The sequence below is a fragment of the Streptomyces sp. NBC_01264 genome, assembly GCF_026340675.1.
GTDB lineage: Bacteria > Actinomycetota > Actinomycetes > Streptomycetales > Streptomycetaceae > Streptomyces.
Window position 1 is genome coordinate 2,225,447 of record NZ_JAPEOX010000001.1, and the last position, 17,105, is coordinate 2,242,551.

18 protein-coding genes are annotated in these 17,105 nt (G+C 71.8%); 8 read left to right on the forward strand and 10 right to left on the reverse strand.

Going from position 1 to position 17,105, the window contains the following annotated elements; translation table 11 throughout:
* Nucleotides 1-26: 26 nt before the first annotated feature.
* Nucleotides 27-851, reverse strand: a complete 825-nt coding sequence (locus tag OG435_RS10125) for a type 1 glutamine amidotransferase domain-containing protein (RefSeq protein WP_266876490.1) — start codon at nucleotides 849-851, stop codon at nucleotides 27-29.
* Nucleotides 852-1,146: 295 nt separating this feature from the next.
* Between OG435_RS10125 and OG435_RS10130 the strand changes: the two genes are divergently transcribed.
* The 5 genes from OG435_RS10130 to OG435_RS50105 all read left to right on the forward strand — a co-directional run bounded on the left by OG435_RS10130 (nucleotide 1,147) and on the right by OG435_RS50105 (nucleotide 4,659).
* Nucleotides 1,147-1,419, forward strand: coding sequence for a UBP-type zinc finger domain-containing protein (locus OG435_RS10130; protein WP_266876491.1), 273 nt, complete (start codon nucleotides 1,147-1,149; stop codon nucleotides 1,417-1,419).
* Between the two features lie 110 nt (nucleotides 1,420-1,529).
* Nucleotides 1,530-3,173 (forward strand): FAD-dependent oxidoreductase, encoded by a 1,644-nt coding sequence (locus tag OG435_RS10135; protein ID WP_266881605.1) that lies wholly within the window; start codon nucleotides 1,530-1,532, stop codon nucleotides 3,171-3,173.
* A gap of 70 nt (nucleotides 3,174-3,243) precedes the next feature.
* On the forward strand, nucleotides 3,244-3,741 hold the full coding sequence (locus OG435_RS10140) for a hypothetical protein (protein WP_266876492.1): 498 nt from the start codon (nucleotides 3,244-3,246) through the stop codon (nucleotides 3,739-3,741).
* A gap of 91 nt (nucleotides 3,742-3,832) precedes the next feature.
* Nucleotides 3,833-4,162 (forward strand): putative quinol monooxygenase, encoded by a 330-nt coding sequence (locus OG435_RS50100; RefSeq protein WP_323187811.1) that lies wholly within the window; start codon nucleotides 3,833-3,835, stop codon nucleotides 4,160-4,162.
* Nucleotides 4,159-4,659, forward strand: a complete 501-nt coding sequence (locus OG435_RS50105; protein ID WP_323187812.1) for a group II truncated hemoglobin — start codon at nucleotides 4,159-4,161, stop codon at nucleotides 4,657-4,659. The genes OG435_RS50100 and OG435_RS50105 overlap by 4 nt, the downstream gene beginning before the upstream one ends.
* Nucleotides 4,660-4,847: 188 nt before the next feature.
* On the opposite strand, the gene OG435_RS10150 is transcribed toward OG435_RS50105, so the two are convergent.
* From OG435_RS10150 to rpe, 5 genes are all read right to left on the reverse strand, one after another.
* Nucleotides 4,848-5,285, reverse strand: coding sequence for a barstar family protein (locus OG435_RS10150; RefSeq protein WP_266876493.1), 438 nt, complete (start codon nucleotides 5,283-5,285; stop codon nucleotides 4,848-4,850).
* A complete protein-coding gene (locus tag OG435_RS50680; RefSeq protein ID WP_430625749.1) occupies nucleotides 5,282-5,512 on the reverse strand; it encodes a ribonuclease domain-containing protein in 231 nt (76 codons plus the stop codon). Before OG435_RS50680 ends, OG435_RS10150 begins: the two co-directional genes overlap by 4 nt.
* 304 nt (nucleotides 5,513-5,816) lie before the next feature.
* Nucleotides 5,817-6,041: a hypothetical protein gene (locus tag OG435_RS10160; protein WP_243334368.1), complete on the reverse strand. Its 225-nt coding sequence runs from the start codon at nucleotides 6,039-6,041 to the stop codon at nucleotides 5,817-5,819.
* Between the two features lie 136 nt (nucleotides 6,042-6,177).
* A complete protein-coding gene (locus OG435_RS10165; RefSeq protein ID WP_243334549.1) occupies nucleotides 6,178-7,191 on the reverse strand; it encodes a sugar-binding transcriptional regulator in 1,014 nt (337 codons plus the stop codon).
* A 138-nt stretch (nucleotides 7,192-7,329) separates the two neighbouring features.
* Nucleotides 7,330-8,016, reverse strand: coding sequence for a ribulose-phosphate 3-epimerase (rpe, locus tag OG435_RS10170; RefSeq protein ID WP_266876495.1), 687 nt, complete (start codon nucleotides 8,014-8,016; stop codon nucleotides 7,330-7,332).
* Nucleotides 8,017-8,495: 479 nt separating this feature from the next.
* Between rpe and OG435_RS10175 the strand changes: the two genes are divergently transcribed.
* On the forward strand, nucleotides 8,496-9,266 hold the full coding sequence (locus OG435_RS10175; protein WP_266876496.1) for a bleomycin resistance protein: 771 nt from the start codon (nucleotides 8,496-8,498) through the stop codon (nucleotides 9,264-9,266).
* Between the two features lie 490 nt (nucleotides 9,267-9,756).
* On the opposite strand, the gene OG435_RS10180 is transcribed toward OG435_RS10175, so the two are convergent.
* On the reverse strand, nucleotides 9,757-10,737 hold the full coding sequence (locus OG435_RS10180) for a helix-turn-helix transcriptional regulator (RefSeq protein WP_266876497.1): 981 nt from the start codon (nucleotides 10,735-10,737) through the stop codon (nucleotides 9,757-9,759).
* Nucleotides 10,738-10,851: 114 nt separating this feature from the next.
* Between OG435_RS10180 and OG435_RS10185 the strand changes: the two genes are divergently transcribed.
* Complete coding sequence (locus tag OG435_RS10185; protein ID WP_430625604.1) at nucleotides 10,852-11,253, forward strand: RidA family protein; 402 nt, start codon at nucleotides 10,852-10,854, stop codon at nucleotides 11,251-11,253.
* Nucleotides 11,254-11,330: 77 nt separating this feature from the next.
* Here OG435_RS10185 and OG435_RS10190 read toward each other — a convergent pair whose 3' ends face one another.
* A complete protein-coding gene (locus OG435_RS10190) occupies nucleotides 11,331-12,785 on the reverse strand; it encodes an RsmB/NOP family class I SAM-dependent RNA methyltransferase (RefSeq protein WP_266876498.1) in 1,455 nt (484 codons plus the stop codon).
* Between the two features lie 88 nt (nucleotides 12,786-12,873).
* Nucleotides 12,874-13,818, reverse strand: a complete 945-nt coding sequence (fmt, locus tag OG435_RS10195) for a methionyl-tRNA formyltransferase (RefSeq protein ID WP_266876499.1) — start codon at nucleotides 13,816-13,818, stop codon at nucleotides 12,874-12,876.
* Nucleotides 13,819-14,079: 261 nt separating this feature from the next.
* Here fmt and OG435_RS10200 point away from each other — a divergent pair, with 261 nt between their 5' ends.
* On the forward strand, nucleotides 14,080-14,607 hold the full coding sequence (locus OG435_RS10200; protein ID WP_266876500.1) for a hypothetical protein: 528 nt from the start codon (nucleotides 14,080-14,082) through the stop codon (nucleotides 14,605-14,607).
* A gap of 166 nt (nucleotides 14,608-14,773) precedes the next feature.
* On the opposite strand, the gene OG435_RS10205 is transcribed toward OG435_RS10200, so the two are convergent.
* A complete protein-coding gene (locus OG435_RS10205; RefSeq protein WP_266876501.1) occupies nucleotides 14,774-16,876 on the reverse strand; it encodes a primosomal protein N' in 2,103 nt (700 codons plus the stop codon).
* Nucleotides 16,877-17,105 lie beyond the last annotated feature (229 nt).

A 17,105-nucleotide genomic window follows, 5' to 3' on the forward strand; every position in this document is an offset into this window, starting at 1 on the left:
TACCGTCGTGCCGGAGTTGCCGCCAATTACCAGCCGTACCGGGTGAGACCGTTCTCCAGGACTTCCACGATCTTCTGCCCCGTGAGATAGGAATCCGGGGTCGAACGACCGGTCACGAAGGGGAAGTCGACGATCACCGAAAGGGGATGGCCGAAATTCCCGTGGTACGCGCCGCGCGGCCCGGTGGCATCGCGCAGGATGTACTCCAGCGGATACGGCGGCGGCCCCATGTTGAAATCGGTACCGAGGAATCCGGTGCCGTCCTTGTAGTCGTACTCCTTGCAGTGGCCGGTCACGTGCTTGCCCCAGATGATGCTGCGGCGGTCGCCCCAGTCCCGGGCGAAGGCCAGGCAGGCGACGCCGTAGCACTCGGCGGCGACGACCTTGCCCGCGTTCTTGAAGGCGAGGATCAGGGCGTGCACGCGCTCGTTGTTGGCGAGGTCGACGATCGGACCGCTGCCGCCCACGATGAGCACCGCGTCGAAGCCGGCGATGTCGGCCTGCAGCTTGTCCAGATCGCGGTGGTACTGCTCCAGCTTGGGCAGATAGGCCGAGTCGCTCGTGTACGGGCGCTCGGGGGCCCACGCTTCGATGTCGAGGGGGGAGTCGAGCCGGCTCGACTGCTCGAACTCCCGGCCCAGCCGGGCGTTCTCCTCGGTGGTGACCGAGCGTCCCAGCGGAGGATCGATGTAGTTCGCGTCGAGGCTCGGCGGGAGAGCGTGGGCACGCTTTCCGGTCGGCGTGGCGAATACGACTTCATAGCCCTTCTCGTCGAACTGGGATACGGGGCCGATCAGTTCCTCGGCCCAGTAACCGTGTTCGGAGACAATGACCAGAATCTTTCTGCTCACGGATTCCTCCAGGCGCCGCCTGTTGTCGTTGGCGTCCCCCACACTGGCCGCGCCCGGGGTTCCCGTCAAAGCGCTGGTGTGCGACTTCGTGAGGTAGTCGCCCAGGTCATGGGGGCACCTCAGGAAGTCGTCCGGCGAGGTCATGAAGTAGCTTCAGGACTACCTGACTTCGTCCGAATCACTGAACCGTCGCCGGGGCCCCGTCTTATGGTCTGGACGCGCCGGAATCACGGGCGCGCTGCAATCACGGGCGCGATGCGCGAGAGCGCGGGAGCGCGAGAGAGGGACGGGGACGATGACGATGGACCTGTTGTGCACCCACATCGAGTCGATACGTCCGGTGAAACCCGGCACCGAGGGCTGCGAGGAGTGCCTCGTCTCCGGTGACGCCTGGGTGCACCTGCGGATGTGCCTCAGCTGCGGACACGTCGGCTGCTGCGATTCCTCGAAGAACCGTCACGCCACCCGGCACTACGGGACCACCGGCCACCCCATCGCCGCCTCCCACGAGCCCGGCGAGGACTGGGCCTGGTGCTACGCCGACAAGCTGATGCTGGACCCGGCGTGAGCGCGGCCCCGGAGAGCGCCGGCACCGCGCCCACGGGCACCGCCGCCACGAGCACCCCCGCCGCGAGCGCCGAAGCCGCGGCGCGCGCGGAGAACCGCAAGCCCGTCATCCTGGCCGTGGACGACGACCCGCAGGTGCTGCGCGCCGTCCGCCGCGACCTGCGCAGCGCGTACGGCGACCGCTACCGGGTGCTCGGCGCCTCCTCGGCCGCCGACGCGCTCAAGATCCTGGACTCCCTCGACGAGCGCGGCCACGACCCGGCGCTCTTCCTCGTCGACCAGCGGATGCCGGACGTCACCGGGGTCGAGTTCCTGCTGGAGGCCGTCAGCCGCTTCCCCGACGCCCGCCGCGTGCTGCTCACCGCGTACGCCGAGACGGACGCGGCGATCACCGCCATCAACCGGGTCCGTCTGGACTACTACCTGCTCAAGCCCTGGGACCCCCCGCACGAGCGGCTCTTCCCGGTGCTGGACGACCTGCTCTCCGACTGGCTCGCCACCTACCGCCCGGCGTACGACGGGATCATCGTCGCGGGCCACCTGGTCTCCCCCGGCACCCACGCCGTCCGGGACTTCTTCACCCGCAACGGCCAGCCCTTCCGCTTCCTCAACGTGGAGCGCGACCCCGAGGCGCTGACCGTGATCGCCGCCGCCCAGCCCGACGCCGCCCTGCCCCTGGTCCGCTTCCCGGACGGCTCGGTGGTCTCCGCGCCGACGGACACCCAGCTCGCCCAGCGCCTGGGCCTGGCCACCACCGCCTCGCGCCCGCACTACGAGTGCGTCATCGTCGGCGCGGGCCCGGCGGGCCTCGCGGCCGGGGTGTACTCGGCCTCCGAGGGCCTGTCGACACTCATGCTGGACTCCCGCGCCCCGGGCGGCCAGGCCGGCACCTCCAGCCTGATCGAGAACTACCTCGGCTTCCCCTCGGGCCTCTCGGGCGGCGACCTGACCCGCCGCGCCACCATCCAGGCCTCCCGCTTCGGCGCCGAGATCCTGCACCCGGTGGAGGTGACCTCGCTGACCCGCGACGACCCGGCGAAGATCCTGACCCTGGCCGACGGTACGGAGATCAGCGCCGAGACGGTGCTCCTGGCGACCGGGGTCGCCTACAACCGCCTGGACGCCCCCGGCGCCGACCGCTTCGAGGGCGCCGGGCTCTACTACGGCGCGGCGACCACGGAGAGCTCGGCGTGCATCTCGCAGCACGTGTTCATCGTGGGCGGGGCCAACTCGGCCGGCCAGGCGGCCGTGCACTTCGCCAAGTACGCCGCCCGGGTCACGATCCTGGTCCGCGCGGCCTCGCTCGACGACAGCATGTCCCGCTACCTGATCGACGAGATCGACCGGACCCCCAACATCGAGGTGCGGGTGCACACGACGGTCGTCCGCCTGCACGGCGAGGACCACCTCGAACGCCTGACCCTGCACGACTCCGGGACCGGCGAGGACAAGGAGGTCCCGGCCCGCTTCATGTTCACCTTCATCGGCGCCCGCCCGCACACGCAGTGGCTGGCCGGGGTGGTGGAGCGGGACGAGTACGGCTTCCTCCTCACCGGCTCGGACCTGATCTCCAACGGCGGCGAGCTCCCGGCGGAATGGAGCCTGGAGCGCGCCCCGTACCCGCTGGAGACCAGCGTCCCCGGGGTCTTCGCGGCGGGGGACGTACGGGCCCACTCGGTCAAACGCGTCGCCTCGGGCGTGGGCGAGGGAGCCATGGCGGTCTCCCTGATCCACCGCTACCGGTCGATGGGCTGAGAGCGAACATCGCGCCGACCCGCGCCGATCCACTTGCGATCAAGGGCGGGCCGGACGCACCGTTGATTACATGATTACAACCGAGCAGAACGAACAGCTCCGCACCTGGTTCGCCGAGCACCTGCCGGTGGACGTCTACACCTCGCTCCTCTCGGTCACGGTCGACCGGGAGGAGATCACCGTCGTCGGCGCGATCCCCGAGACGGAGACGGTCGCGGCCTTCCGCGAGCGCACCCGCGAACAGCGCATGGAAGTCGCCCGGGACGCGGAGGAGCTCTACCGCCGCAAGGTGTCCTGGGCCGCGCAGTCGGGCGAGGACCTGACCCTCTTCACACACCTCGCGGTCCCCGTCATGACCCGCTTGCGCCAGCCCGAACGCCAGGTCCTCGACACCCTGGTCGCGGGCGGCGTCGCCCGCAGCCGCGCCGACGCCCTGGCCTGGTGCGTCCGCCTGGTCGGACGCAACACCGACACCTGGCTCACGGACCTGCGCGAGTCCCTGGACCGGGTCCAGCAGGTCCGCGCCGAGGGTCCGGACCTCGCCGACTCCCAGAAGTCCGGGTCATAACGGCGAAAGATCTCCCCGCGCCCGCAAGATCGCGCAAACCTGGCACGGACCACCGGCGATCAACGCCCGACCCCAGGGAGAGGCCCGCACCATGACCACCACCGTCGAATACATCCGCTACCGGATCGCATTGGACGACCAGCCGGCTTTCGAGGACGCGTACGTCAGGGCCTCCGAAGCCCTGGCCGCCTCGCCGGAGTGCATCGACTTCGAACTGGCCCGCTGCGATGAAGAGCCCGAGCGCTACATCCTGCGCATCCGCTGGACCTCGATCGACGCCCACCTGAACGGATTCCGCAAGGGCGAGCACTTCCCCGCGTTCTTCAGCGCGATCCGCCCGTACGTCACGGCCATCGAGGAAATGCAGCACTACCTCGTCACCAAGGTGGCCGGCCCCGGAAAGGCTTCCACCCCGTCATGAGCACCACACCCGACACCACCCCGGACACCAAGCCTCCGACGCCCACCATCTACGAGTGGATGGGCGGCGAGGAGGCGATGAACCGCCTCACGGACGTCTTCTACGCACACGCCCTGCGGGACGAGATCCTGGCCCCGGTCTTCGCCGGCATGGACTCCGAGCACCCCCAGCACGTGGCGGTCTGGCTGGCGGAGGTCTTCGGCGGCCCGAAGCAGTACACCGCGTCCCACGGCGGCCACCAGCACATGGCCACCAAACACCTGGGCCGCGGCATCACCGAACAGCAGCGCCGCCGCTGGGTGGACCTCCTGTCGGACACGGCCGACGAGGTGGGCCTGCCCACGGACCCCGAGTTCCGCGCGGTCTTCGCGTACTACATCGAGTGGGGCACCCGCATGGCCCTGATCTACTCGGGCCCCAACCCACCCCCGGTCGACGCGGCCGACATCCCGGTCTGGTCCTGGGGCCAGACCCCACCCTGGATCCCGAAGTCCTGACCACACACCCGGCGGAGCCCCTGGGCTCCGCCGGGGCACGTTCAGCCCCGCCGCACCGTCCGACTCCGCCGTGCCCATCCGGCCCCGCCGGGGCAAATCCAGCCTCGCCGGCGTTTGAGGCGCGGGGTCCGGGGCGGAGCCCCGAATCCTTCAGCCCCGCCGTGGCATCCGACCCGGCCCGGGCACATTCAGCCCCGCCGGCGCTTGAGGCGCGGGGTCCGGGGCGGAGCCCCGGCAGCCGGCCCCGGGCCGGACTCGGCGAGCAGCACCGTCAACCCGGGCGCGTCACCCTCGCCCTCGGACTCGGCCCGCCAGAAATCGACGGCCTCCTCGAGGATCTCGCGCAGCGTCTCCCAGTCCGCGGACCGCGCCTCCGCATAGCCCCGCCAGGAGGTCACGACCAGCAGCCGCCCCGGCGCAGCCGGCAGCCACGACAGATCCCGCAGCGCATCGGCCAGCGCGTCCCAGTTCCCCCCGAAGTACTCGGGGACCGACAACGCGGCCCCACACCTCCGCATCAGCTCCGCCTTGCTCCGTACGCCGTCCAGATCCAGCCGTACGGTCGCCCACCCGGCGGCCTCGGCCGCTTCGAGCGCGGGGGCCATGGGCCGCGGGTCCAAGGTCATCGGAGAACCGCCTTGAAGGTCTCGTAGTGGTCGTCCGTGTAGAAGAACTCCCCGCCCCCACCGGTCACGATGCGCCGGGCCCCACGGTCCCGCTCACCGGGCGTCTTCACGGTGAACTCGTGGTAGTAGCCGCGCTTCTTCTGCGGCAGGACCTTCTCGAAATTGCCGAAGACGGTCCCGTCCTGCCGGTACTGGTACGGCCCGCCCTTGTCGATCAGCGTCAGCACGTCCCGGGCCTGCTGCGGCAATGCCGAAGCCCGTACCGTCGCCATGCCCTTCGCCCATCCGGGCGTCGGCACGGCGGAACTCGCCGCCCCGCTCGGGGCAACGTCAACGCCGGAGCCGGCGCTCGCGCTCGTACTGGTGGCCGCGGCGGACGCGGGTTTCTTCCCGCTGCAACCCACCGCACCGACCAGCGCCGCGCAGAGGAACACGGCCCCCAGCAAACGCAGCAACGATCGGGGCACGTTCCGAAAGATCATGCACCGATCGTGCCAAATATCCGATTCTCCCGCGAATCGCGCGGTGTCTTCAGAGGGCGGACATCTTGGTGTACGGACTCAGGATGCGCTTACGGACCTCAGGCCCGAATTCGACGAGGACAGCGATCCCCTCCTCAACGGCGACGACACGGCCGAGGCCGTGCTCATCGTGAGAAACCCGGTCGCCGACGCTGAAGTGCCGGAGCGGCGCTTCCACGGGGGCCTTGAACGGGCTGGACGGCAGATGGCGGCGAGGTACTGCGGACTTTGTCATTGCACCCAGTATGCGCCCAGCGGGCCGCTGAACGGTCCGCCGTTCGGATCTCAATTACGGCACCATCCGCATCGGCGAACCTCACGTGCCCGCGTTTGACCGGCATTCGTCCGGACAATCGGACCAATCCGAACAATCACTCGTCGGGGTCGGCCCGCTCCAGCGCCGGCCGCAAACCGGGCTCCGATTCGGTCAGCAGGTAGTCCGCGACGGCGGTGTCGGTGACCAGGCTCGTCACGAGCCCCGAGCGCAGCACCGCACCGATCGCGGACGCCTTGCGCAGCCCGCCGGCGATGGCGACGACCTCGGGGATCCGGCGCAGCCGGTCGGCCTCCACGGTGATGCACCGCTCGCCGAGGTCCCGCCCGACCCGACGCCCTTCGGCGTCGAACAGATGGGCCGACATCTCGGCCGCGACGCCCAGCGAGGCGTAGTGCGCCCGCTCCTCGTCGCTCAGCATGTCGTGGACGGTGGAGATGCCCGGCTCCCAGGACCCGATGGAGACGGCGGCGACCGTCACCTTGTCGAAGTACTCGAAGGCCCGCGCGATCCCCGTCTGGTTGCGCAGGGCCGCCGCGGTGGCCGGATCGGGCAGCAGCATCGGCGCGTAGATCGGGTGGGCGTCGCCGCCCGACACCTGCGCGGCCCTGCGCACGGCCTCCACGGACCCGCGCTCGGCCGTACCGGCGTCGTACACGCCCGTCAGCTGGACGACCGTGCACGGAGGCAGCCGGTGCAGGGAGGCGGCCATGTGGATGGTGGAGCGACCCCAGGCCAGGCCCAGTACGTCGCCTTCGTTGACGAGCTCGCCCAGCAGATCGGCGGCCACGGCACCGAGGTTCTCGGGGTCCGGCGCGTCCTCGGTCGCATCGGCCGGGGACTCGACGACCACGGCGTGCCGCAGCCCGTACCGGGCGCGCAGCGCGTCGGACCGCTCCGCGTCCAGCTCCGCCGGTACGCGGATCTCGATGCGTACGAGGTCGCGCTCCAGGGCGGTCTCCAGGACCCGGGCCACCTTGAAGCGGCTCACGCCGAACTCCTCGGCGATCTGGATCTTGGACTTCCCCTCCAGGTAGAAGCGGCGCGCCATGGCCGCCGCCTGCACCAGCTCCGCGGGTCCCATCCGCAGGGCTGACCGTCCCGCCGACATTGCAGACACCGCGTTCTCCTCACTGCTGTTCACACCATCGTGTTCACACTCTCGACTCGCCGTTCATCCTGTCAGATCCGACGGCCGTTGATCAGCCTGGACAGCTCCCGTTCACCGAGCTGTTCACCAAGCCTTGTTTCAGTGGTTGCAAGCCCAGGGCGCAGCAGCGATCGCCGCACCCGCCTGGTCACGCAGCGTGCGAACGGCTGCCGCCGGATCGACCGCTCCGTATACGGCGCTGCCCGCGACGAACACGTCCGCGCCGGCCTCCGCGCACCGCTCGATGGTCGTGGCGGAGACGCCTCCGTCGACCTGCAGCCACAGCTCCAGACCGTGCCTGGAGATCAGCTCCCGGGTCCGGCGGATCTTGGGCAGCATGATGTCGAGGAAGGGCTGGCCGCCGAAGCCGGGCTCCACCGTCATGATCAGCAGCATGTCGAGCTCGGGAAGGATGTCCTCGTACTGCTCGATGGGCGTCGCCGGCTTCAGCGCCATGGACGCGCGCGCCCCCTTGGCCCGGATCTCCCGCGCGAGCCGCACGGGGGCTGCGGCGGCCTCGGCGTGGAAGGTCACGGAACCCGCGCCGGCCTCGATGTACTGGGGGGCCCAGCGGTCGGGGTCCTCGATCATCAGGTGCAGATCGAGCGGGATGTCCGTAGCCCGGCTCAGCGACTCCACGACCGGCACGCCGAGGGTGAGGTTCGGGACGAAGTGATTGTCCATGACGTCGACATGCAGCCAGTCGGCCCCCTGAACGGCCTTCGCCTCCTCGGCGAGCCGGGCGAAGTCGGCGGACAAGATGCTGGGATTGATCTGAACGGCCATGCCCCAAGCGTGCCATGCCGTCGACGGCTTCCGGCCACTACCCCGGAAGTGGGGGGTGGGGGTGGGGAGGGCGGTGGTGGGGTGACGGGTTGGGGGCTTGCGCTGCGGGGTGGGCGGGGCGTTGACAGGGTCCGGGGGGAGGAGGGGGGAGGGGCGGGCCGGTTGGCTGTGCGCAGCCCCCTCCGGCCGGTGGACATCCATGCACCGCCCCGGCAGGACCGTGAGCTCAGCCGGTACGGAGGCGCGGGGCGGTCAGAGCATCCAGGGCCGGGGGGCTGGACACCCTTCCCGTGACCGTCGACAGCCACTAGGAGCTAGAGGGGGATGAGGACGGCCTCAGGGTCGGGGGGCGCGACAGATCGCTACACACTCCCACTCGGCTAAGCGACTACCCACCGTCCGTGGCTGATCTAGAAGGGTGCGAGAGGGAGAGGTAATCAAGTTTGACTAGCTGGGGTGGATGGTCCTACGGTCGGAGGATGAGCGAGAAGCTGGCGGCAATACTCCCGTGCAGGTCCATCCCCGAGACAGTCGACTTCTACAAGGCCCTGGGTTTCGAGGTCACGTTCTATCAAGAACGTCCGTACGCCTATGCCATCGTGCGGCACGGTGACGTCGAGTTGCAGTTCATGGCGATAAAGGGCTTCGAGCCGGCCGCATCGTACGGCGCTTGCTACATCACGACCGACGACGTGGACGGTCTGTACGCGAAGTTCCGTAGCGGACTGAAGCGAGAACTGGGCAAGATCCCGACCCGTGGCCTCCCCCGCATCGGTCCGCTGAAGGACACGACCTACGGGGTGCGGCAGTTCATCATGGCCGACCCGGGTGGCAACAGCATTCGCATCGGCCAACCGATCAGCGAAGACCTCCACCACTCCCCGGTTCCGAAGGAACCGGTGGCGAAGGCCCTCCACATGGCCTCATTGCTCGGCGATTCCAAAGAGGACTACCCGGCCGCCGCCAAGATCCTCGACCGCCTCCTTTCCACCGACGTCCCTCCCCCGGCCCGCGTCAAAGCCCTCATCCTCCGCGCCGCCATGGCAGTCCACCTGGACGACACCGACCTAGCCGCCCGCCTACTCTCCGAGGCCGACCAGATCCCCCTCCCGGCCGCTGACCGCACCTCCCTGGCCGACGACCTCCTCCGCGCCGAGGATCTCCGAGACAACCTCCCTCACACCCCGCCCAATTCATCCAATTCGTCCAATTCAGCCAGTTCAGCTAGATCAGCCACGGCCGGTGGGTAGTCGCTTAGCCGAGCGGGAGTGTGTAGCGATCTATCGCGCCCACCGACTCTGAGGGGCTTCTCGTCCCCCTCTCGCTCCTAGTGGCTGTCGACCGTCACGGGAAGGGTGTCCGGACGCCCGGCCCTGGATGCTCTGATCGCCCCGCGCCTCTGTGCTGGCTGAGGTCACGGTCCTGCCGGGGCCGTGTCCAGATGCCCACCGGCCACAGGCAGGCTGCGCCTCTCCGGCCTGCCCGCCCCTCCCCACTCGTCCCTCCCGGCCGTTCCCCGGGGGGATCCCGGAAGTCTTGTGGCGTTTCGGGGTGGGCCGGTCGGTCAAGGGTGGCCGAAGGCCATCGCGAAGCGACGCGACCGCAGGGAGCGCCCTTGAGGGACCGGCCCACCCCGAAAGGACACTGGACTGCCGGGCTCCCCCCGGACCCTGTCAACGCCCCCGCCCACCCCGCAGCCCAAGCCCCCAACCCGTCACCCCACCACCGCCCTCCCCACCCCTACCCCCCACCCCCGTAACGCGCCGCAACCGCCTCAGCCCGCTCCCGCAGCAGCGTGCGCAGCGACTCCGGTGCCAGGGCTTCGCCGTCCGTGCCGAGCTGCCACAGTGCCCACTGGGCATGTCGGGAATCCTGGAAGGTCACCTCCAGGCGCAGCCAGCCCTCCGCGTCGGCGTCGGGCTCCTCCGCGCGGACCGCCAGTGCCGTGTTCAGCAGGTCCTCCCTGCGCGCCGGGTTCACCCGGAGCAGCACGGCGATGTGGTCGCCGCCGGACAGGAACTGCGCGGAGCGTTCCTGCCAGATCCGGTCCAGATCGACCCGGTTCGGCCGCTCCGCCGCCTCCGGGAGTTCCTCGGCGGCCAGCACGCGCGACAGCCGGTACGTGCGGTCCTCACCGGACCTCGTGGCCAGCAAGTAGCCCCGGTCCCGTACGGTGACCAGCCCTATCGGGTCCACCGTCCGCCACTGCGGCGTCCCGCCCGCGGCCGCGTAGTGGATCCGCAGCTTGTGTCCGGCGAGCACCGCGCGGCGTACCTCGGTCATCGTGGTGCCGGGTACCTCCTCGGCGACCAGCCGGCGCGAGAGCAGGTCGCCCTCCGGGTCGACGAGAAAGCGCTGGGCCGCGTCATGCGCGACGGCCCGATGGCTCTCGGGCAGCGCGTCGACCACCTTCCGCATCGCCGAAGCGAGCGCCGGTCCCAGGCCGAACACCTGCTCACCGCGTCCCGATCCGGCGGCCAGCAGGGCGAGGGTCTCCTCGTGGTTCACGCCGGTGAGCTCGGTGCGGAATCCGGGCGACAACGCGAAGCCGCCGTGCCGGCCGCGTTCGGCGTAGACCGGGACCCCGGCCGCCGACAGCGCCTCGATGTCGCGCAGCACCGTACGGGTGGACACCTCCAGCTCGCCGGCCAGTGCGTCCGCGGTCAGCCGACCGCGCTGACGCAGCAGCAGCACGAGCGAGACCAGCCGATCTGCGCGCATGAAAAAACTCTATCGGAATACATGACAGAGGGTGTCGTGATTCATTGCGAAGCTCTTCATCACAAGGTCTTACGGGCCCAACAGGGCCCTGCACAACGACAGATGGAGCTGGACATGGCAATCCACCGCACCCCCGTCAACCCCGTGACCTGGTCCGTCGACATGGGCTTCAACCAGGGCGAGGTCGTCTCCGGCCACACCCGGACCCTCTACATCTCGGGCCAGACCGCGATGAGCGCCGACGGCAAGCCCGAGCACGACGGTGACATGGCGGCGCAGCTGGCGCTGAGCATCGACAACGTGGAGGCCGTGCTCGCCGAGGCGGGCATGTCGCTCGCGAACCTGGTCCGGCTCAACGTCTACACGACCGACGTCGACCTGCTCTTCCGGCACTACGGCGAGCTGGCGTCCCGGCTGGGCGCCGCACAGGTGGCGCCGACCACCACCATGCTCGGGGTGACGCGGCTGGCGATCCCCGGCCAGTTGGTGGAGCTGGAGGGCACCGCCGTCGCATGACGCTCCGCTCCCGGACCCCCGGCCTCCCGGGCCGGGGCGACCCCCCCGGCCCGCCCCGCCCCCGCTACCCAGTCCCCCTACCCAGTCCTCCGGATCAGCGCCAGATACATCGCGTCCGTCCCGTGCAGGTGCGGCCACAGCTGCACGTCCGGGCCGTCGCCCAGGGCCGGGACCTCCTGCATGTACGGTCGCGCGTCGATCAGTTCCGCGGCGATCGGGGCCGCACCGGCGCCCCGGCCCTTCAGTACGTCCTCCACCACCACCCGGGTCTCCGCCAGGTGCGGCGAGCACGTCGCGTAGCCCACCACGCCGCCCACCCGGACGGCCGAGAGCGCCTCGCGCAGCAGCCCGCGCTGGAGCGGTGCGAAGCTCTCCAGGTCCTCCGGGCGGCGGCGCCAGCGCGCCTCCGGGCGGCGGCGCAGCGCGCCGAGGCCCGAGCAGGGCACGTCCATCAGAACGCGGTCGAAGGAGCCCGGCAGCCACGGCGGGCGCGTTCCGTCGGCCGTGATGACCTGGTAGGGGCCCGGGTTGCCGGCGAGCGCGCGCTCGACCAGCCGGGCCCGGTGGGGCTGCTTCTCGGAGGCCAGCAGGAACGCCCCGCGCTGGGCGGCGAGCGCCGCGAGCAGCGCGGCCTTGCCGCCCGGTCCGGCGCATCCGTCCAGCCAGCGCTCGTCACGGCCCTCGACGGGGACGGCCGCCAGGGCCATCGCCACGAGCTGGCTGCCTTCGTCCTGGACACCGGCGCGACCTTCGCGCACCGCTTCCAGCGCACCCGGTTCGCCGCCCTCGGCCATCCGGACCGCGTACGGGGACCAGCGTCCGGGCAGCGCCGAGTCCTCGCCCACCGCCTCCAGCAGTTCCTGGGCCGTGGACCGTCCGGGCCGTGCCACGAGGGTGACCTCGGGCCGTTCGTTGTCGGCCTCCAGCAGGTCCTCGATCCCGGCCCGGCCGCCGCCGAGGGAGTCCCACAGGGCGCTGACGACCCACCTCGGGTGCGAGTGGAAGACCGCGAGGTGTTCCTCGGCATCGTCCTCGTACGGCGGGGCGACCTTCTCAAGCCACCCCTCCAGGTCGTGCGCGGAGATCTTCCGCAGCACCGCGTTGACGAACTTCGCCCGCCCGTCGCCGAGCACCACCCGGGCCAGCTCCACGCTCGCGGACACCGCCGCGTGGGTGGGGATCCGGGTCCCGAGCAGCTGGTGCGCGCCGAGCGAGAGCACGTCGAGCACCGGCGGGTCGACCTCGCGCAGGGGCCGGTCGATGCAGGCCTTGATGACCGCGTCGTACGTGCCCTGGCGGCGCAGGGTCCCGTAGACGAGCTCGGTGGCCAGCGCCGCGTCCCGCGCCTGGAAGGTCTCGTCCTTGCGTGCCTTCTTCAGCAGCGGGGGCAGCACGAGGTTCGCGTACGCGTCACGCTCGTCCACCGCCCGCAGCACCTCGAAGGCCAGCATCCGGACGGGGTCCTTCTTGGGCCTGCGGTACGGCTTGGCCGTCTTGCCGGGCTTGCCGCCGCTCTTGGGCTGTTCGCTCACGTGAAAGGTGCTCCGGATTTACGTAACGCTGAAGGACAAAACAAACACAACAACGACAACAGGACAGAAAGAACGACTACTACGAAAATCAGCCTACGTCGGTCGCGCCCAGCCGCTCGCCGGGGGCGATCCGCACCCCGCGCGCCCAGTCGGCGGCCTTCATCGGCTTCTTGCCCTGCGGCTGCACCCAGAGCAGTTCCACGGCGTGCGAGCCGGTGCCGACGTAGACGTTGTTCTTGCCCACGCCCAGGTCACCCGGCGCGAGGTCCGTCCGGTCCGCGACCGGCGTCACCGAGACCAGCTTGAGCCGCTCCCCCCGGAAGACCGTCCACGCGCCCGGCGCCGGGGTGCAGCCGCGCACCAGCCGGTCGACGCGCATCGCGGGCGCCTTCCAGTCGACCCGGGCGTCCTCGACGGTGATCTTCGGCGCGAGCGAGATCCCGTCGGCGGGCTGCTCCACCGCGCGCAGGGTGCCGTCCTCGATGCCGTCCATGGTGGCGACCAGCAGCCCGGAGCCGGCGAAGGCCAGGCGGGTCAGCAGGTCACCGCTGGTGTCGGTGGGCCGGATCTCCTCGGTGAGGATCCCGAAGACCGGGCCGGTGTCCAGCCCCTCCTCGATCCGGAAGGTGGAGGCACCGGTGACCTCGTCCCCCGCCATGATCGACTGCTGCACGGGCGCGGCGCCGCGCCACGCGGGCAGCAGCGAGAAGTGCAGGTTGACCCAGCCGTGCTTGGGGATGTCCAGGGCGCCCTTGGGAATCAGTGCGCCGTACGCGACCACCGGACAGCAGTCGGGGCCGATCTCCCTCAACCGGGCCTGGAACTCCGGGTCGCGCGGCCGGGCCGGCTTGAGCACCTCGATGCCGGCTTCCTCGGCGCGCTCGGCGACGGGGCTGGCGACGAGGCGACGGCCCCGGCCGGCCGGCGCGTCGGGCCGGGTGACGACGGCGGCGACCTCGTGGCGCCCGGAGGCGATCAGAGCGTCCAGGGCGGGCACGGCGACCTCGGGGGTGCCTGCGAAGACGAGCTTCACTGGGGTCTACCTCGCTATCTCGGCTGTCAGCAGCACATCAGTCTATGGTCTGTCCGGCCACGGTCCCACCTGCGTCGCACCGCCCGCCCGAGGGGGCGTACGCACACACGCGCGCTCCTCGCATATGCCGACACGCCCCCACAGCGTGACCTGGCCACCGGGTAGCGCGTTGGTCAAGAGAGATTGACCGAAACGGGCCGCGAAACAGAACGGTGTCTGCGGCCCTATCCGCTCTTCAGCACCGGTTCGAGAGGCTTCTTCATGGCCGACCACGCCACCCACGACGCCCAAGCACGGGCCAGCCTGCACCTCCTGGTGCGGGACATCGAGCGGGTTCGCCGGCAGGTGGATGCTCTGCGTACGCTCACCGCCCAGCTCGGCAACGTCTACCGCCCGCGCCGCTCCGGCCCGTCCACGGGCTTCGTCGTCTACGGCCGGGCACCCGCGCCCACCGTCCGCCTCGCCCAGGAGCTGCGGGACAGCGTCGAGACGCTGGTCACCGCCGCGGTGGACTTCGACCGCTCGCTCGGCTTCTCGTGGGACGCGGTCGGCTCGGCGCTCGGTGTCACCAAGCAGGCCGTCCACCGCCGCTACGGTGCCCGGCGGGCGCAGAGCGCCGAGGCCGCCGAGCGGGAGCCGCTGGCCGAGGGCACGACGACCACGACGACGACCCGGACGCTGGGCCCCCTGCCCACCATCCCGGCCGCGCGCTCGGTGCCCCCGCAGCCGGTCCGCGAGGAGGCGGGCGCCTCCCGCCCCGCCGCCTTCCCCGGCCCCCGCAACGGCTGACCCCCGGCCGCCGGGACGCCGACCCCCGACGACCCAGCCCCCGCCGGAGGCGACCTGACAGGTCGCCTCCGGCGGGGGCTCCGTCGTCCCCCGCCCGGGCCGGACCCGCCGCCCTGCGGGGCTGTCCCCTACCCGCAGGGCCGACCCGCCGCAGCCCGGACAGGGCCTAGCCGATGTCCAACGGGTCGATCCGGATCCGCACCGCCTCCGACGCCGGGACGCCCCGGGCCATGCGGGCCGCCTGCGCGGACTTCAGCGCGGCCGCCAGCGCGGCCCCGCTCCCCGGCGGCACCCGCACCAGCGCCCGCTCCCCCGCGGACGGCTCCCCCCGGAGCCCGGGCATCGGCACGGGCCCCAGCACCTCCGCGTCCGGCGGCAGCCCGGCTCCCGCCAGGAAGGCCGAGACGGCCTCCGCGCTACCACCCGCGACCGCCGCCATCCGGGAAACCGGCGGGAACCCGAGCTCCGCCCGCTCCGCGAGCTCCCGCACCGCGTGCCCCACAGGATCCCACCGCACCAGCGCCTGGACCGGCCTCAGCGTCGGCTCGGCGACCACCACCACCTGCCCGTCCCCGCGTACCAGCGAGGCCGCCGCGATCCACCGCCGCAGCGCGTCCTCGCTCGCCCGCAGGTCGGGCCGGCTCAGCATGGCCCAGCCGTCCAGCAGCAGCGCCGCCGCGTACCCGGCGCCCGCCGCGACGGGCTCGGCGCCTGGCGTGGACACCACCAGCGCGGGCCGGTCCGGCACCTCGTCCAGGATGTGGTCGCGCCCGGAGGTCCGTACGGGTACGGCCGGGAAGGCCCGCCCCAGCTCCTCGGCGGTCCGCCGCGCTCCCACCACCTGGGCCCGCAGCCGGAACGATCCGCACTCCTCGCAGTGCCAGGACGGCTCGGCCCGCCCGCACCACCCGCAGTGCAGGTCCCGCTGGTCGGGAGCCTCCAGCGGCCCCGCGCAGACCGTGCACCGCGCGGGCGTCCGGCACCGCTCGCACGCCAGCCGGGGCACGTAGCCCCGCCGTGGCACCTGTACGAGCACGGGCCCGGTCTTCAGTCCCTCCCGTACGGTCTCCCACGCGAGGCTCGGCAGCCGGGCGGCCCGCGCGGCCCCGTCGCGGGCCAGCAGCTCGTCTCCGACGGTCCGGATCCGGGGCGCGTACGTGCGCACCGTCTCGCGGTCGGCGACCAGCGGCCGGGCCCAGCCGGACTCGACGAGCTGCGCGGCCTCCACCGTGCAGCTGGTGCTGCCCACCAGGAACGCGCAGCCGTCGGTGACCGCGCGCAGTTCCAGCACCTCCCGCACGTGCGGGAAGGGGGCGTGGACGTCGCTGTGGCTGGAGTCGCCGTCGTCCCAGACGGCGACGAGCCCGAGGTCCCGTACGGGAGCGAACATCGCCGCCCGGGTGCCGACCACGGCCCGCACCGAGCCCCTGCTGACGGCCAGCCACTCGCGGTAGCGCTTCTCCGGCCCCGACTCGGCGGTCAGCAGCGCGTGCCTCCCCTCACCGAGCAGGGCGGTGAGCGCCGCGTCGACACGGGCCGCGGTGCGCCCGTCGGGGACCACCGCGAGGGCGCCGCGTCCGGAGGCGAGCGTGGCGGCCATGGCGCGGGCCAGCTCGTCGGCCCAGCCGGGGCCGGGCAGGGCCGTCCACACGGCGCGCGGGGTTCCGCCGCCCGCCAGGGCCCGCAGGAAGCCGGGGCCGGCTCCGTACCGCTCCCAGCCGGCGGGCTCGGGCGCGGCGGGCGGGGGCAGTGGTTCGGGGGACGGCTTGGACTCGGCGCGGGCGCTGCGCGCGGGCAGGGCGAGCTGGAGCACGTCGGCGAGGCTGCCGGCGTACCGGTCGGCGACGGCGCGGGCGAGGGCGAGCATGCGGGGGCCGAGCACGACCTCGGGCGAGACGACCTGGGCGAGGGCGGCGAGGGCTCCGTCGTAGTCGGACTCGGCGCGGCGCTCGATGACGAAGCCGTCGATGAGCCCGCCGCCCTCGCGGCGGCCGCCGTGGACCCGGTGGGAGCCCGCGCCGAAGCGGACCCGGACGCGGACGCCGGGCTGGGCGGACTCGGAGAGCTCGGCGGGGACGGCGTAGTCGAAGAGCCGGTCGAGGTGGAGCACGCCCTTGTTGACCAGGACCCGGGCCACGGGCAGTTCCTCGGCCACGGAGGCTCCGCGCCAGGTACGGGGCTTGGCCTTGGGTGCCTTGGCCTTCGCCTCGGCGACCATCTCCCGCATCAGCGCCAGCTGCTCCGGCGGGGAATCGTTCGCGCTGCTCACACCCGCATTCTTACCAAACACCACCGACAGCGGCGGGCACGGTGCACACGGCCCTCCCGAGATCAGGTCGGGCGGCGGCGGTCCTGCGGTCCTTCAACACGGGCTCGTACCCGCTCCAGATGAAGCCGTCGCCCCGCGCACCGGGAGGGCTGCGCCAGCCTATCCACGCGGCACGGGCCGCACCAACGGAATACGGCCCCGGACCACGAGGGTCCGGGGCCGTCCGTCG

Coding starts and splice junctions, on each gene's coding strand:
- OG435_RS10130 (WP_266876491.1), top strand. CDS start 1,147: ATGACGATGGACCTGTTGTGCACCCACATCGAGTCGATACGTCCGGTG.
- OG435_RS10140 (WP_266876492.1), top strand. CDS start 3,244: ATGATTACAACCGAGCAGAACGAACAGCTCCGCACCTGGTTCGCCGAG.
- OG435_RS50100 (WP_323187811.1), top strand. CDS start 3,833: ATGACCACCACCGTCGAATACATCCGCTACCGGATCGCATTGGACGAC.
- OG435_RS50105 (WP_323187812.1), top strand. CDS start 4,159: ATGAGCACCACACCCGACACCACCCCGGACACCAAGCCTCCGACGCCC.
- OG435_RS10150 (WP_266876493.1), bottom strand. CDS start 5,285: ATGACCTTGGACCCGCGGCCCATGGCCCCCGCGCTCGAAGCGGCCGAG.
- OG435_RS10160 (WP_243334368.1), bottom strand. CDS start 6,041: ATGACAAAGTCCGCAGTACCTCGCCGCCATCTGCCGTCCAGCCCGTTC.
- OG435_RS10165 (WP_243334549.1), bottom strand. CDS start 7,191: ATGTCGGCGGGACGGTCAGCCCTGCGGATGGGACCCGCGGAGCTGGTG.
- rpe (WP_266876495.1), bottom strand. CDS start 8,016: ATGGCCGTTCAGATCAATCCCAGCATCTTGTCCGCCGACTTCGCCCGG.
- OG435_RS10175 (WP_266876496.1), top strand. CDS start 8,496: ATGAGCGAGAAGCTGGCGGCAATACTCCCGTGCAGGTCCATCCCCGAG.
- OG435_RS10180 (WP_266876497.1), bottom strand. CDS start 10,737: ATGCGCGCAGATCGGCTGGTCTCGCTCGTGCTGCTGCTGCGTCAGCGC.
- OG435_RS10185 (WP_430625604.1), top strand. CDS start 10,852: ATGGCAATCCACCGCACCCCCGTCAACCCCGTGACCTGGTCCGTCGAC.
- OG435_RS10200 (WP_266876500.1), top strand. CDS start 14,080: ATGGCCGACCACGCCACCCACGACGCCCAAGCACGGGCCAGCCTGCAC.